Raw genomic sequence first — 14,752 nt, 5'->3', positions numbered from 1 at the left:
ACCGCCGAGGCGGCCTTGTTATCGTCGCCTTCTCGGCGGCCGTGTTCCGGGCTTGGCGGCAGCCCGTGCTGTCCGCCGTCCGGCCTTATGGAACGAGCGTACGCCCATCGGCATCTTGCGCCCTGGACTCAGCATATCGAATCTCAGCGCACCCGCCAGCGGTACCGCTTCCGCGAGCCTCACCTGTACCGTGTCACCAAGCTGATAACCGAGACCGGTCTTTTCCCCCGTGAGGGCCTGATGGGCTTCGTCGTACAGGAAATAATCGGTTCCAAGCGTAGATATAGGAACGAATCCATCAGCGCCAAACTGCGGAAGCGCGACAAATAGTCCCGCCTTGGTGACACCGCCGACCCGGCCCTCGAATTCCTCGCCGACCCTTTCGGAAAGGTGATGCGCGATGAGGCGATTGACCGTGTCTCGCTCCGCCGCCATGGCGCGGCGCTCGAAGGTCGAGATTTCGGCGGCGATATCGTCCAGCGTCGCCTCTTCCTGCGGCGTGATGCCGCCTTCACCGAGGCCAAGCGAGCCCACCAGCGCGCGATGCACGATGAGGTCGGCATAACGGCGGATCGGTGAGGTGAAATGGGCGTATTTCATCAGGTTGAGGCCGAAATGGCCGATATTTTCGGGGCTGTAGATCGCCTGGCTCTGGCTGCGCAGCACCATCTCGTTGACCATGATCTGGTGCGGCGTATCGATGGCGCGCGCCAGAATGCCGTTGAAGGAATTGGCGCGCATGGCCGCACCCTTGGCCATGGAAATGCCGATGGTGCCGAGGAATTCGCGCAGCACTTCCTGCTTGGAAAGTGTGGGCGCATCGTGGACGCGATAGACCAGCGGCTGCTTCTTCTTTTCGAGCGTCTCGGCGGCGGCGACATTCGCCTGTATCATCATTTCCTCGATCAGCTTGTGCGCATCGAGGCGTTCGGGAATGACGACCTTGTCTACCGTGCCGTCGGGCCTGAGCTGGATCTTGCGCTCTGGCATATCGAGTTCCAGCGGTTGGCGGCGGTCGCGCCCGCGCTTCATCACCTCATAGGCGTGCCACAGCGGCTTCAGGATCGGTTCCAGCAGCGGGCCGGTCTTGTCGTCAGGCGTACCGTCGATTGCGGCTTGCGCCTGCTGGTAAGACAGCTTGGCGGCACTTTTCATCATGATGCGATGGAAAGTGTGGCTCGCCTTGCGGCCTTCCTTTGAAAACGTCATGCGCACGGCAAGGGCAGGGCGATCGACGCCTTCCTTCAGCGAGCAGAGATCGTTGGAAATGCGCTCCGGCAGCATCGGCACGACACGGTCGGGGAAATAGACGGAGTTGCCGCGCTTCAGCGCCTCGCGGTCGAGTGGCGCGCCGGGCCGCACATACCAGGAGACATCGGCAATGGCGACGGTGACGATGACACCGTCAGGATTGTCGGACGAGTGGTCAGGTTCGGCATAAACTGCGTCGTCATGGTCCTTGGCGTCGGCCGGATCGATGGTGATGAGCGGCAGGTCGCGCCAGTCCTCGCGGTGCGACATGGTCGCTGCCTTGGCCGCATCCGCTTCCGCCAGAACATTCGGCGGGAAGATATGCGGGATGCCGTGCGCATGGATCGCGATCATCGAGATCGCCTTTTCCGAGGCCACCGAGCCGATGACCGACAGCACCTTGGCGCGGGTCAGGCCATAACGGCCGCTGTTGCGCGAGGTTTCAACCTCTATCAGATCGCCATCCTTGGCATCGCCGACGCCATCGGGATCGATCACCATTTCTTCGCCGCGGCGATCGATCGGCATCAGCCGACCACCGCCACCGGGCGCTTCCTTGAAGACGCCGAGCAGCGCGTTCTGGCGACGGTCGATGAGCTTCACGACGCGGGCCGTATAGGCCGGGCCGGAGTTTTCCTTGGAGGGGAAGATTTTCGCCAGAATACGGTCACCGAGACCGGCTGCCGGGGCCTTCTTGCCGCGGTCCTGCGAAGACTGGCGGATCAGCACGGCCGGCGCTGCGCCCAAATCCTCGGGCCATTCCGCCGGGCGGCCGATCAATTCGCCGTCCTTGTCGCGGGTGGTGATGTCGAGAACCGTGACGGGCGGCAGGCCGCCCGGCCGCGTCAGCGACTTGCGGCTCTTGTGCACCATGCCATCGACTTCGAGTTCCTTCAGCAGGGCTTTCAGAACGATGCGGTTTTCGCCCTTCAGCCCGAAAGCCTTGGCGATTTCGCGTTTGGAGGCCTGCTGCGGATGGTCCGCGATGAATTTCAGCAGCACTTCGCGGGAAGGCACCTCGCCATGGATGATGCCTTCACCTTCGCTCACCCGCTTGCCGCGCCCGGTGCGTCCGAAACCGTCACTGGCGGAACCCTGTCTCTGACGTGGCGCCTTGCTCACTCTGCTGCCTTCTTGGGTTTGGCCGCTGCCTTCGGCTTGGCGGACGCCTTGCTCTTGGTTGCCGCCTTGGCCTTGGTGGTTTTCGGCTTTGCCGCTGCCTCACCATCGGCCTTCTTGGCGGTGGTTTTCTTCGCCTTGGCAGGCTTGCCGCCTGTGCCGGTCTTGGCAATGCGCTCGGCAATCAGCACTAGCGCCTCGTCCAGCGTCACGGAAGCCGGATCCTGCCCCTTCGGAATGGTGGCATTGACCTTGCCCCAGTTGACGTAAGCGCCATACCGCCCGTCGCGGACGGTGATGGCGCCGCCATCGGGATGGTCGCCCAGTTCCTTGAGAGCAGCCGGCGTGCCGCTGCGGCCGCGTCCTGGTCCCTTGCTCTGCTTTTCGGCAATAACGGTCACGGCGCGGTTGAGACCGATCGAGAACACGTCCTCGATGCTTTCAAGGTTCGCATAGGAACCATCATGCAGCAGGAACGGCCCATAGCGGCCGAGGCCGGCGGAGATCATCTTGGCCGTCTCCGGGTGCTTGCCGATATCGCGGGGCAGATTGATGAGCGCCAAGGCCTTTTCGTGGTCGATATCTTCAGGCTTCCAGCCCTTGGGCAGCGAGGAGCGCTTGGCCTCCTTACCGTCACCGCGCTGGATGTAAGGCCCGAAACGGCCAGAGCGCAGCGTCAGCTCTTCGCCGGTCATCGGATCGGCACCGAGTGCTTTCGGCTCGTTGGACACGGAAGCTTCGGCTTCCGAGCCATCGGAGGTGAGCTGGCGGGTAAAGTTGCACTCCGGATAGTTGGAGCAACCGACGAAAGCGCCGTATTTGCCGAGCTTCAGCGAAAGATTGCCGGTGCCGCAAACCTGACAGATGCGCGGATCGGAGCCATCCTCGCGCTTGGGGAAGACCAGCGGCGCCAGAACCTCGTTCAGCGCATCCAGAACGTTGGTGACACGCAGTTCCTTGGTGTCTTCGATCTGGGCGAAGAAATCCTTCCAGAAATCACGCAGAACCTGCTTCCAGTCCAACTCGCCGGCGGAGATGCGGTCGAGCTTTTCTTCAAGGGCGGCGGTGAAATCATATTCGACGTATTTGGTAAAGAAGCTTTCGAGGAAAGCCGTCACAAGCCGGCCGCGCGAATGCGGGATCAGCTTGCGCTTGTCGACGACGATATATTCGCGGTCGCTCAGCGTCTTCAGCGTTGCCGCATAGGTGGAAGGACGGCCGATGCCGAGTTCTTCCATCTTCTTGATAAGCGAGGCTTCCGAATAACGCGGCGGCGGTTCGGTGAAGTGCTGGCTGGCGTTGATCTTCTGCTTGGCGAGGTTCTCGCGCTCATTGATCGGCGGCAGACGGCCTTCATCGTCACCATCGTCGCTCTGCTCGCCATCTTCCTTCTGGTCGGTATAGGCGGCGATAAAGCCGTCGAAGCGGATGACAGAGCCAACGGCGCGCAGGCCAGCCTTCTCGCCGCCATTGGTGGCAAGGATTTCCACTGTGGTACGCTCGATTTCTGCCGACGCCATCTGGCTGGCGATACCGCGCTTCCAAATCAGATCGTAAAGACGCAACTGATCGGCATCGAGGTAACGCTTCACCTGATCCGGCGTGCGGTTGAAATCGGTCGGGCGGATTGCTTCGTGCGCTTCCTGGGCGTTTTTTGCCTTGGTGGAGTAAAAGCGCGCCTTTTCCGGCACATAACGGTCGCCGAACTGCTCGCCAATGGCCTTTCGGGCGGCATCGATGGCTTCCGGGGCCATCTGTACGCCGTCGGTACGCATATAGGTGATCAGACCGACGGTCTCGCCGCCGATATCGATACCTTCATAAAGCTTCTGCGCCACCTGCATGGTGCGCGAGGCGCCAAAGCCCATGCGCGAAGACGCGGCCTGCTGCAGCGTCGAGGTGGTGAAGGGCGGGCCGGGATTACGCTTGACCGGCTTCGCCTCGACCGTATCCACGACATAGGTCGCGCCTTCCAGCAGCGCCTTCAGCCGGTTCGCATCGTCTCCGGTCTTGATCGAGCGGTTTTGCAGGCGCTTGCCATCGGCCGAAACCAGCTTGGCTTCGAACTCGTCACCGCGCGGTGTCTTCAGAAGCGCGCTGATGTTCCAGTATTCTTCGGAAATGAAACGCTCAATCTCGGATTCGCGGTCGCAGACGAGGCGCAGCGCCACCGACTGGACGCGGCCGGCGGAACGCGCGCCGGGCAGCTTGCGCCACAGGACCGGGGAGAGGTTGAAACCGACGAGATAATCCAGCGCACGGCGGGCGAGATAGGCGTCGACCAGCGGCACATCGATGTCGCGCGGGTTGGCCATGGCGTCCAGAACCGCCTTCTTGGTGATGGCGTTGAAGACCACGCGCTTCACCGGCTTGTCGCCAAGCACACGCTTCTTCTTCAGGAGATCGAGAACGTGCCAGGAAATGGCTTCGCCTTCGCGATCCGGGTCGGTTGCGAGAAAAAGGCCGTCGGAGGATTTTACCGCATCGGCAATATCCTTCATGCGTTTGGCGGACGCGCTATCGACCTCCCAGGACATTTCGAAATCCTGATCGGGCAGCACCGATCCGTCCTTGGCAGGAAGGTCTCTGACGTGGCCAAAGGATGCAAGAACCTTATAGCCCGAGCCAAGATACTTATTGATCGTCTTGGCTTTGGCAGGAGATTCTACGACGACGACATTCATATTGTTCTTCTCTGGAACTGGTCCGTTAACGTGGCCCCGGTTGCAGCGTGGTGCCGCAATTGGCCTTCTTTATAATTCGACATGGACAGGTAATGCCCGCTGGTCAAGAGGCAAGCCCGATTTTCTCGCTTCAAGATGAGTGCAACCTATGGATAATCTATTGTTGTATTGCAATCTTTGGTAAATTGGTTATGATGGGCAACATCATTTGAACAGACTTAATGCTTCCCGTTTCAGGCTGAATTTCCAGGATAAATATATGGTCCCGAACGCGACAAACAATAATGCCGAAAATGAAGGGACCAGAGAGAGCTTGGCATACATCCGCCAGATGCTGGCGGAACTGCGGCAGGTAGCGCACCGGGAAGGCGCCGACATGCTGTGTTATCTGATCGAGATGGCCTATGTCGAAGTCGGCGATATCCAGAGCGGACGGCGCAAGCTGTCAATCCGCGATGAAGAGCGAAACACGTCCCCCGGCATGCCGGTTTAGACGTCCGGCAATATCAAGCTCCAGCAGCACCAGGTGAACGGTGGCAGCGGAGAAACCCGTGTGACGGATGATATCGTCCGTTTCCACAGGCGAGGGACCGAGAGCGGCGGCGATGATGCTACGCTCGTCGTCCCCCGGTGGTGACATCTCGGTGTCGGATCTCGGTTCCTCGATCTTGCGGTCATAGGGCAATTGCGGCTCCATTAGCGGTCGCAGTGCGTCGAGGATATCGGCTGCACCCGTGGTCAGCATGGCGCCTTCCTTGATCAGCCGGTTGGTGCCTTCACAGCGCGCGTCGAGCGGCGAGCCGGGCACGGCAAACACCAGTCGTCCGGCTTCACCTGCAAGCCGCGCCGTAATCAATGAACCCGAACGTTCCGCCGCTTCCACGATGACGACGCCGAGCGAGACGCCCGCGATCAGCCGATTGCGGCGCGGGAAGTCCCGCGCGCGAGGCTCCCAGCCAAACGGCATTTCGCTGATTGTCGCGCCGCCCTGATCGTATATTTCCTGCAAAAGTCCGAAATTTTCCTGCGGGTAGGGGCGGTCGAGACCGCCGGCCAGCATAGCCACTGTGCCGGTTGCAAGACTTGCCCTGTGCGCGGCCGCATCGATGCCCCGCGCCAGTCCCGATGCAATCGTATAACCGGCCCGCCCACAGTCGCGTGCCAGCATGGCGGCGAATTTCGCGCCGTTGATGGAGGCGTTGCGTGAACCGACGATGCCGACGCAGGCTCTTGTCGCCGCATCCGCCGATCCCTTCATGGCGATCAGCGGCGGCGCCCCATCCATCTGCCGCAGGGCTGGCGGATAATCCGGTTCGCCAATGCCGACGAAACGCGCGCCGAATTTATCGGCGGTTTCGATCTCGCCTTCCGCTTCCGCCTGGGTGGCAATGCGCGGACTGCGCGAAGAACCGCCACGGCGCGACAGTTCGGGCAGGGCATCGAGCGCCTTTTCAGCACTGCCGAAATGATTGATAAGTTCGCGAAAGGTCACGGGACCGATATTATCGCTGCGGATCAACCGTAGCCACGCCACCCGCTGCCGCGCGGAAAGCTCTATGCCCTGCCGTGTAGTTTCCGTATTCGGCATGACATGTCCCCAAGGTGAACCTTAGCTCTTCTGTCCGATCCTGCTTTCCGTGCCCGCAATCAGACGTCTGATATTTTCGTGGTGTTTCAACCAGGAAATCACACTGAGCAGCGTCACGAGAAGCGCCGTCTTCTCGGGTCCGAGCACCCAAAGCGCTACGGGGATGATCACCATTGCCACCAGCGCCGAGAGCGACGAATAACGGGTGATAAAGGCGGTCGCGATCCAGATGAGCGCAAAGGCAAGCATCATGAGGGGAGCCGCGCCTAGAAGAACGCCGATATAGGTGGCCACACCCTTGCCGCCCTTGAAGCCCAGCCACACGGGAAACAGGTGGCCGAGAAATGCGAAGAAACCGGCGACCAGCGAGGCTTCGTAACCCCAGAGCGCATTGGCGACCAGAACCGCCGCCGTGCCCTTCAGCGCGTCGAGCAAAAGGGTTGCGGCGGCGAGCTTCTTGTTGCCGGTACGCAGCACGTTGGTGGCGCCGATATTGCCGGAGCCGATCTTGCGCACGTCGCCCAGACCGGCCATGCGGGTAAGAAGGAGGCCGAACGGAATGGAGCCCAATAGATAGCCGATCAGCGCCGCCAGCGCGAGAAGGGCAGGCGCGGTCTGCCACTCAGTCAAAGCACTCATTCCAATGTCCCCTCTGTCCCGCCGTCAGCGTGATCTCTGTTCGTGATCTTATGCCAAGGAATGAACGGCTTTGCCAGCCACATAAGTGGCGACAGCACGGCCGCTGAAACGGGCATCCTCGAACGGCGTGTTCTTGGATTTCGAGACCAGCTGGTCCTTCGCCACGAGCCACGGCTCATCGAGGTCGATCAGCGTGATATCTGCCTTCGCACCGGCTTTGAGCGTTCCTGCATCCAGTCCGAAAATCTTGGCTGGGCGGGTGGAGAGCGCATCGATCAGCCGCATCAGCGGAACGTCGCCACTGTGATGGAGGCGCAACGCCGCCGCCAGCATGGTTTCGAGCCCCACCGCGCCGCTCGCCGCATCCGAAAACGGCAGGCGCTTGGTGTCGACATCCTGCGGATCATGCGATGAGACGATGATATCGATCGTGCCGTCCTTCAGCGCTTCCACCATCGCCTTGCGGTCGTCTTCAGCGCGCAAGGGAGGTGAAAGCTTGAAGAAGGTGCGGTATTCGCCGATATCGTTCTCATTGAGCGTGAGGTGATTGATCGAGATGCCGCAGGTGGCCTTCACGCCCCGCTGCCGCGCAACGCGGATCGCTTCTGCCGATTCCGGAACGGAAATCTTGGCGGCGTGGTAGATCGCCTGCGTCAGTCCAGCAATGCGCAGGTCGCGCTCAAGCGGAATGATCTCGGCTTCCTTGGGAACGCCTGACAGGCCGAGCCAGCTCGCGAAAAGCCCCTCGTTCATGTCGCCGCCATCGATATATTTGTCGCGCGTCTCGAGCGCGATCACCGCGCCGAGTTCACGGGCATAGGTCATGGCGCGGCGCAGCACCAGCGTGTCGGAAAGCGCCTTGCGGCCATTGGTGAAGGCCACCGCACCGGCTTCCTTCAACATGCCGAACTCGGTCATTTCCTCGCCCCGCAGGCCCTTGGTCAAAGCGGCTGCGGGATGGACATTGACGATTGCCTTGTCGCGCGCCGTCTTCTTCACATATTCGACAAGCGCGATGTCATCGATCACAGGATCAGTATCCGGCATCATGATGATGCTGGTGACGCCGCCGGCCGCTGCCGCGCGTGAGGCGGATTCGATGGTTTCGCGGTGCTCGGCGCCGGGTTCGCCGACAAAGACGCGGGCATCCACCAAGCCGGGAACGGCCAGCATACCCTTGTAGTCGCGAACCGTCGCCCCTTCCGGAGCGCCCTGATTATGTGCGTCCTTGCCAGCCGCCAGAATGGTGCCATCGGCGCCGATGACGATGCTGCCGGTCTCGTCGAGATTGCGGGAAGGGTCAACGATGCGGAGGTTCTTGAGAACGGTCGCGGCACTCATACGCGCTCACCTTGATTTTGCGAAACAAGCAGGGTTTCCATGACAGCCATGCGCACGGCAACCCCCATTTCCACCTGGCTTTCAATGACGCTCTGCGGACCATCTGCCACGTCGGAGGCGATTTCCACGCCGCGGTTCATCGGGCCGGGATGCATGACCAGCGCATCTTCCTTCGCTGCCTTCAGCTTCTCGGCATCCAGACCGTAATAGTGGAAATATTCGCGCACCGAAGGCACGAAGGAGCCGGACATACGCTCACGCTGCAGGCGCAGCATCATCACCACATCGGCGTCCTTCAATCCTTCCTTCATGTCGTGGAAAACCTCCACGCTCATGTCGCGAATGCCGGAGGGAAGAAGCGTGGCGGGAGCGACGACGCGCACACGCGCACCCATCTGGTTGAGCAGGATGATGTTGGAGCGGGCAACGCGCGAATGCAGCACATCGCCGCAGATTGCCACTGTGATACCCGAAAGCTCGCCCTTGGCGCGGCGGATGGTCAGCGCGTCGAGAAGCGCCTGTGTCGGGTGCTCATGCTGGCCGTCTCCGGCATTGACCACGGAGCAGGCGACCTTTTGCGCGAGAAGCGCGGCCGCACCGGCCGACGAATGGCGAACCACCAGCACATCCGGGCGCATGGCGTTCAGCGTCATTGCCGTATCGATCAGCGTTTCGCCCTTCTTTACCGAGGAATTGCCGACCGACATGTTCATCACATCGGCGCCGAGGCGCTTTCCGGCCAGCTCGAAGGAAGATTGTGTCCGCGTCGAGGCTTCGAAGAACAGGTTGATCTGCGTCAGCCCCCGGAGCGTCGAGGTCTTTTTCTCGCGCTGGCGGCTGATTTTTACCGCCTCGTCGGCCTTGTCGAGAAGCAGGGTGATATCCTGATGGGAAAGCCCCTTGATGCCGAGGAGATGGCGATGGGGGAAGAAGACCATGCGGTTTGCCTCCTGACGGGCGTCGCATTTTCCCGTGAAAATGCCCGGAACGCCCGAATGCTGATCCGCGCGCTCCCCTTCGCTGTGAACACGCCTCAGGAGTGCGGCGGAATTCGGTCCTGCGCTCTATAGAGACTGCATGGTCGCGGGGCAAGCGCCCGCAACTCCTGAAATGAAAACATGGCGATGTTTCCCCAATCCTCGAGGGCAAAGGGTCCTAAGACGGAAGGAACAGACATCAGACGATGCCGTGTTCTTTCAAAAGAGCCTGTTCGTCGCCTGACGCCCAACCGAAAACCTTCGGTGTTCCATCCAGCCTCTGGACGAAGTAGTGAACATCGAAATCGATTGCGACATCCGGTTGCCGCTTACGGGCAAAGGTCGCAGTCCAGGCGACATGTGCCACACAATGATGTTCATCGATGGGCGAGATACGGAGATTGCGTATCCGCATCTCCTTCGTTCCGATCATCCGATAGCGCTCGTAACCCTTCATCATGACCTGCTTTAAGTGGTCATCGTTCTTTCCGGTCATCACCCCGGCGGGGGATGCGGCGATGAAGTCGGAGGCGTAGAGCTCGGCGATCTCCTCCACATCCATGTCACCCTCAAGAGACTTATTGAAAAATCGCTCATATCGCTCGAAAAGCTTTCTTGCGCTGGCCTCCATGGTTCCCTCCCTGTGCAGCCGTTCATCAAGTCGCCAACCGAAAAAGCCCGTCGTGGGTTCCACATCTGGCTGCGGATTTTGGGGAATGCTTTATCTGTCATGCCACGTCAGTCGTGGCCGCAATCTCTGCGCGCCGCCGCTCAGGGCTGTTTCGGACGTTGCCGCCGGTCTTGCCGGAAACGTGTCTGGCATTCGCCGGGTCGGATACCTAGATCAGGGTCATTCCCGAAAATTGCTGATAGCGGCGGTTTAATCGTCCCAATCGCTTCCTGCGGGTGGAATTATGCAATATCACCCCACTATGCAACGCCAGTACAAAACAGCTAGAAGCAGCGGATGACCCAGAATTCCCGGATAGAAGAAACGCTCGCCGAACTGAACCAGCCAAACCTCTGGTCCGGTATCAACGCCTATCGTTCCGATCCGCTGATCGTCGACCTCACCTCCGGCCTGTCGCGCAATCTGAGGGACGAGTACGACCAGCTCGGCCGCTATGTCACGTCGCATGAGGCGCAGGAACTGGCGCGCATGGCCAATCAGGGCGTGCCGCAGCTGCATACACACGGTCCGCGCGGCGAGCGTCTGGATCAGGTGGAATTCCACCCCGCCTGGCACGCGCTGATGCGCCGTTCCATGTCGTCCGGCCTGCATTCCAGCGTCTGGGAAAATTCTCCCGATACGCGCGGCAATGAGCACAAGGCCCGCGCCACGAAATTCTATCTGACCTCGCAGCTGGAAGCGGGGCATCTCTGCCCGCTGACCATGACCAGCGCCTCCGTCGCCGCCATCATGGCCTCGCCGCGCGTGCAGAAGGAATGGGCGCCGAAGATACTCTCGCGCAAATATGACAGCTCGCAGAAGCCGGCTTTGCAGAAAACCGCCGTCACCATTGGCATGGGCATGACGGAAAAGCAGGGCGGCACGGATGTGCGCGCCAACCGCACCACGGCGGAGCGGGTGGGCGAGGGAATCTATCGCCTGTCCGGTCACAAATGGTTCCTTTCTGCGCCGATGAGCGACGGTTTCGTCATGCTCGCCCAGATGGGCGACGGCATGGGCTGCTTCCTCGTGCCGCGTTATCTGGAAGACGGTTCGAAGAACGGCCTGCATTTCCAGCGCCTGAAGGACAAGCTCGGCAACCGCTCCAACGCCTCCGCCGAAGTCGAATTCACCGATGCCTTCGGTTATCTGCTGGGCGATCCCGGCAGTGGTATTCGCACCATTCTCGACATGGTGACGCTGACGCGGCTCGACTGCGCGCTCGCATCGGCCGGCATGATGCGCGCCTCGCTTGCCGAAGCCGTGCACTATGCCCGCGGCCGTTCTGTTTTCGGCAAGATGCTGGTCACGCAACCGATCATGACGCGCGTTCTCGCCGACATGGCGCTGGATGTGGCGGCGGCCACGGCTCTCTCCTTCAGGCTGGCGACGGCATTCGACGCCGCCCGTAACAATCCGGCTGAGGCCGCCTATGCGCGGGTGATGACGCCCATCGTGAAATACTGGTGCTGCAAGATCGCGCCAGCGCTTATCTATGAGGCCATGGAGTGCCTTGGCGGCAATGGTTACGTGGAAGAGCGGCCGATTGCCCGCCACTACCGCGAAGCGCCCGTCAACGCCATCTGGGAAGGTTCCGGCAACGTCATGGCGCTGGATGTGCTGCGGGTTCTCCAGCGCGGCAAGGACCTGTTCGATCTCGTCTTCCAGACGCTGGAGCGCGATCTCGGAGCGGCCGGCAAGAAGACCACCGACGTGCTGCGCGCCGCGATCGCCCTTGCCGAGCGTGACGAGGGTGCGGCCCGCCTGCTGGTGGAGCAGTTTGCACTCGCGGCGGCTGCCGCCGAGCTTTGCCGCCTTGGCGCCGGCAAGATCGCCGATGCCTTCCTCGAGACCCGCCTGGCTGGCGGCTGGCGGCACACTTACGGCATGCTCGATTCCCGCTTCGATCCGAATTATATAATCGATCTTCTTTATCCGCCTGCATCTTGACCGATGCATGCGGATGAAGGTTTTGCAGTCCCGGCGGGAGGGGTCTCGGATTTGAAAAATAGCAATGGCGTGAGGCGTGTTCTTATCTGTCATGATGTCCTCGCGCGTCGATGCGCGGCAAGGGAAGGCGGCTGCCAATGCTGACCTTCCGTTCCGCCCGCGCCGAGGATGAAGACGCGCTCTACGCCATAAGCCTCGCCACCGGCGATGCCGGGCAGGACGCCGCCGCCCTTTACCAGGATGGCCGCATGGTCGGGCATATCTACTCCGTGCCCTATCTGCATCTCTGGCCCGATGCCGTTTTCGTGGCGGAGGATGAGGACGGTGTGTGCGGTTATATCGTCGGCGCACTCGATACGGCGGTGCACGAAGAGCGGCTGGAGCGGGAATGGTGGCCGCATCTGCGCAGCCTTTACCCCGATCCCGGCGGTGACCAGCGGACATGGGACGCCGACCAGCGTCGCGCCCAGTTCATCCACCATCCGCGCCGCACGCCAGCCTGGCTCACCGATCCGTTTCCGGCGCATATCCACATGAACCTCCTGCCGCGTACACAGGGCAAGGGCGGCGGCACCCGGCTTCTGTCGCGCTGGCTCGATATGGCTAGACAGAACAACGTCTACGGCATCCACCTCGGCGCCAGCGAACGCAACCATGCGGGTATGCGCTTCTGGGAAACCCGCGGGTTCAAACGCCTCGAAAGCCACGAAACGCCGGGTAGTGTCTGGTTTGGGATGGCGCTGGAGTGAGATTGGCAGATTATGCCAATCGATGGTATGGATAGGCATAAATGAAGTCCGATGGAGTCTCCGATGCCAACGCGTAACGTCGTCCTGACACAGCATCACGAAGAGATTATAGACGAGCTCGTCAAATCCGGCCGCTATCAAAACGCCAGTGAAGTGCTACGTGAAGGCTTGCGGTTAATTGAGAGGCGGGAGCGCCTCGAGGCAGCCAGAGTGGAGGCCTTGAAGGTAGCGGCGCAACAGGGATTCGCCGACCTCGACCAGGGACGTTATACTGATGTTTCGGATGATGACCTTGACGATTTCATTTCCGCTTTTGGGCGCGAGGCTGAAGTGCAGCTCGGCAAGTCCGGCGACAAATGACGACATATCGTCTGTCCGACGCCGCACAATCGGACATCATCGAAATCCTTGGATGGACCCACGCGACATTTGGAGCAGCAGCGAGAAAACGCTACGAAAAGTTGCTAGCAACTGCGTTACGTGATGTTGCTCGCGATCCCCTGCGTGCCGGCACGACTATTCGCGCTGAACTTGGTGATGACGTGCGCAGTTATCACCTTCGCTATAGTCGTGAGCGGGCAAAAAGCGAAACAGGTCTCGTTAAAACCCCGAGACATTTGTTACTTTATCGTGCACTACGATCCGGTTTGGTGGGCGTCGGTCGCGTTCTTCATGATTCGATGGAAATCGAACGTCATCTTCCGGCCGACTATGGTGATACTTCCTAAGAATGTCTGGAGGCGTCCCTGTCCTGTGCCGAAAACGGTATGGCGGACTCGTCATCCACAGGAACCTTCTCACCATCCATCCCGCCACGTTGTTCTTCCGTACACGCTTTGTTAACCCGTTGAGGAAGGCCTTTCAGAAAACGGGTAGGGAATCATGCTGGCGACCGCAGAGGCGATTTCAGCCGACAGACCGGAAAAGCGCATCAAGGATCGCGCTCAGACCGAGAAGGCGATTTTTAATGCGGCACGGTCGCTGCTTGCCGAAGAGGGGTTTCAAGGCTTCGGCATCAACGCCGTTGCCCGCCGCGCCGGCTGCGACAAGCAGCTCATCTATCGGTATTTCGGCGGCCTTGATGGTCTGATCGAGGCGATCGGCGAGGATCTTGGTTCCTGGGTGAAAGATCGCATTCCCGAAGACACGGGCGGCATGTTTCTGCTGACCTATGGCGATCTCATGGAAAAGCTGGCGCTTTATTTCATGGATGCGCTGCGCAGCGATCCTCTCGTTTGCAAGATCATCGCCTGGGAAGTGTCTGACGGGTCACCGCAGGTGCGTCAACTGGCCGAAGCCCGCGCCAAGTCGCTGGGCAAATGGCTGGAGCGCATGCGAGGCTCGCTCGCTGCGCCGAAGGGCGTGGATACCGCCGCCGTCAATGCTGTCCTGTTCGCCGCAATTCAGCACCTCGTCATTTCTGCTGCCACCAGCGGTCAGTTCGCTGGCGTGCCGCTCAAATCAGACCGGGACTGGGACAAGATCACCACCGCCGTCAAAAGACTGGTGCGCGGCGTTTACGGCTGACACGCGTTGCCGGAGCTGATGGGAACAGCCGAGGCAAGCCCGAAATTAACGAAAAATCAGCCATGTTTTCACCGGGCGCGCAACCGCCCGGTGCTTCCGTCCGTTCACAGGAACACATTCTTTTCCACAACTCGCCCGACCGCCATTAACCATAATAACAGCTTTCATTTGCCTCGCCATGGCTGCCGGTCCAGTGTGGATTAACGAAATGTTAACCATGCGCAATGACTGCGCATAAGGGAGCCGCAAGTGAGCCG

General features: G+C 60.6%; 13 protein-coding genes. 6 read left to right on the top strand and 7 right to left on the bottom strand.

All coding sequences use genetic code 11. The features are described 5' to 3' along the window. Positions 1 to 18: 18 nt before the first annotated feature. Together rnr and topA are read right to left on the bottom strand one after the other, a co-directional pair. Positions 19 to 2,373, bottom strand: a complete 2,355-nt coding sequence (gene rnr, locus BS627_RS06780; protein WP_077982432.1) for a ribonuclease R — start codon at positions 2,371 to 2,373, stop codon at positions 19 to 21. Next, positions 2,370 to 5,054 (bottom strand): type I DNA topoisomerase, encoded by a 2,685-nt coding sequence (gene topA / locus BS627_RS06775; RefSeq protein WP_077982431.1) that lies wholly within the window; start codon positions 5,052 to 5,054, stop codon positions 2,370 to 2,372. Before topA ends, rnr begins: the two co-directional genes overlap by 4 nt. 259 nt (positions 5,055 to 5,313) lie before the next feature. Here topA and BS627_RS06770 point away from each other — a divergent pair, with 259 nt between their 5' ends. Beyond that, positions 5,314 to 5,547 (top strand): hypothetical protein, encoded by a 234-nt coding sequence (locus tag BS627_RS06770; protein ID WP_077982430.1) that lies wholly within the window; start codon positions 5,314 to 5,316, stop codon positions 5,545 to 5,547. Here BS627_RS06770 and dprA read toward each other — a convergent pair. From dprA to BS627_RS06745, 5 genes are all read right to left on the bottom strand, one after another. Beyond that, on the bottom strand, positions 5,500 to 6,642 hold the full coding sequence (dprA, locus tag BS627_RS06765) for a DNA-processing protein DprA (RefSeq protein ID WP_077982429.1): 1,143 nt from the start codon (positions 6,640 to 6,642) through the stop codon (positions 5,500 to 5,502). The genes BS627_RS06770 and dprA overlap by 48 nt on opposite strands. A 21-nt stretch (positions 6,643 to 6,663) precedes the next feature. Then, a complete protein-coding gene (gene plsY, locus BS627_RS06760) occupies positions 6,664 to 7,281 on the bottom strand; it encodes a glycerol-3-phosphate 1-O-acyltransferase PlsY (protein WP_162520362.1) in 618 nt (205 codons plus the stop codon). A 48-nt stretch (positions 7,282 to 7,329) separates the two neighbouring features. Next, the gene (locus BS627_RS06755) at positions 7,330 to 8,622 is read right to left on the bottom strand and encodes a dihydroorotase (RefSeq protein WP_077982428.1); all 1,293 of its coding nucleotides are present in this window, start codon (positions 8,620 to 8,622) and stop codon (positions 7,330 to 7,332) included. Then, positions 8,619 to 9,560, bottom strand: coding sequence for an aspartate carbamoyltransferase catalytic subunit (locus tag BS627_RS06750; RefSeq protein WP_077982427.1), 942 nt, complete (start codon positions 9,558 to 9,560; stop codon positions 8,619 to 8,621). The genes BS627_RS06755 and BS627_RS06750 overlap by 4 nt, the downstream gene beginning before the upstream one ends. A 238-nt stretch (positions 9,561 to 9,798) precedes the next feature. Continuing rightward, positions 9,799 to 10,230 carry a DUF4440 domain-containing protein gene (locus BS627_RS06745; protein ID WP_077982426.1) on the bottom strand — a complete coding sequence of 144 codons (432 nt, stop codon included), beginning with the start codon at positions 10,228 to 10,230 and terminating at the stop codon, positions 9,799 to 9,801. Between the two features lie 336 nt (positions 10,231 to 10,566). Here BS627_RS06745 and BS627_RS06740 point away from each other — a divergent pair, with 336 nt between their 5' ends. The 5 genes from BS627_RS06740 to BS627_RS06720 all read left to right on the top strand — a co-directional run bounded on the left by BS627_RS06740 (position 10,567) and on the right by BS627_RS06720 (position 14,495). Next, complete coding sequence (locus tag BS627_RS06740) at positions 10,567 to 12,219, top strand: acyl-CoA dehydrogenase family protein (RefSeq protein ID WP_077982425.1); 1,653 nt, start codon at positions 10,567 to 10,569, stop codon at positions 12,217 to 12,219. 137 nt (positions 12,220 to 12,356) lie between these two features. After that, positions 12,357 to 12,968 (top strand): GNAT family N-acetyltransferase, encoded by a 612-nt coding sequence (locus BS627_RS06735; protein ID WP_077982951.1) that lies wholly within the window; start codon positions 12,357 to 12,359, stop codon positions 12,966 to 12,968. 63 nt (positions 12,969 to 13,031) lie between these two features. Beyond that, positions 13,032 to 13,328, top strand: a complete 297-nt coding sequence (locus tag BS627_RS06730) for a type II toxin-antitoxin system ParD family antitoxin (RefSeq protein WP_077982950.1) — start codon at positions 13,032 to 13,034, stop codon at positions 13,326 to 13,328. Next, a complete protein-coding gene (locus tag BS627_RS06725; protein ID WP_077982424.1) occupies positions 13,325 to 13,696 on the top strand; it encodes a type II toxin-antitoxin system RelE/ParE family toxin in 372 nt (123 codons plus the stop codon). The genes BS627_RS06730 and BS627_RS06725 overlap by 4 nt, the downstream gene beginning before the upstream one ends. A 154-nt stretch (positions 13,697 to 13,850) precedes the next feature. Next, positions 13,851 to 14,495 (top strand): TetR/AcrR family transcriptional regulator, encoded by a 645-nt coding sequence (locus BS627_RS06720; RefSeq protein ID WP_020012359.1) that lies wholly within the window; start codon positions 13,851 to 13,853, stop codon positions 14,493 to 14,495. The last annotated feature ends 257 nt before the right edge of the window (positions 14,496 to 14,752 follow it).

The organism is Agrobacterium salinitolerans (assembly GCF_002008225.1).
In the GTDB taxonomy this organism is placed as follows: domain Bacteria; phylum Pseudomonadota; class Alphaproteobacteria; order Rhizobiales; family Rhizobiaceae; genus Agrobacterium; species Agrobacterium salinitolerans.
The sequence above is the reverse complement of the archived record's forward strand: the minus strand, read 5'-3'. Positions and strand labels throughout refer to the sequence as shown.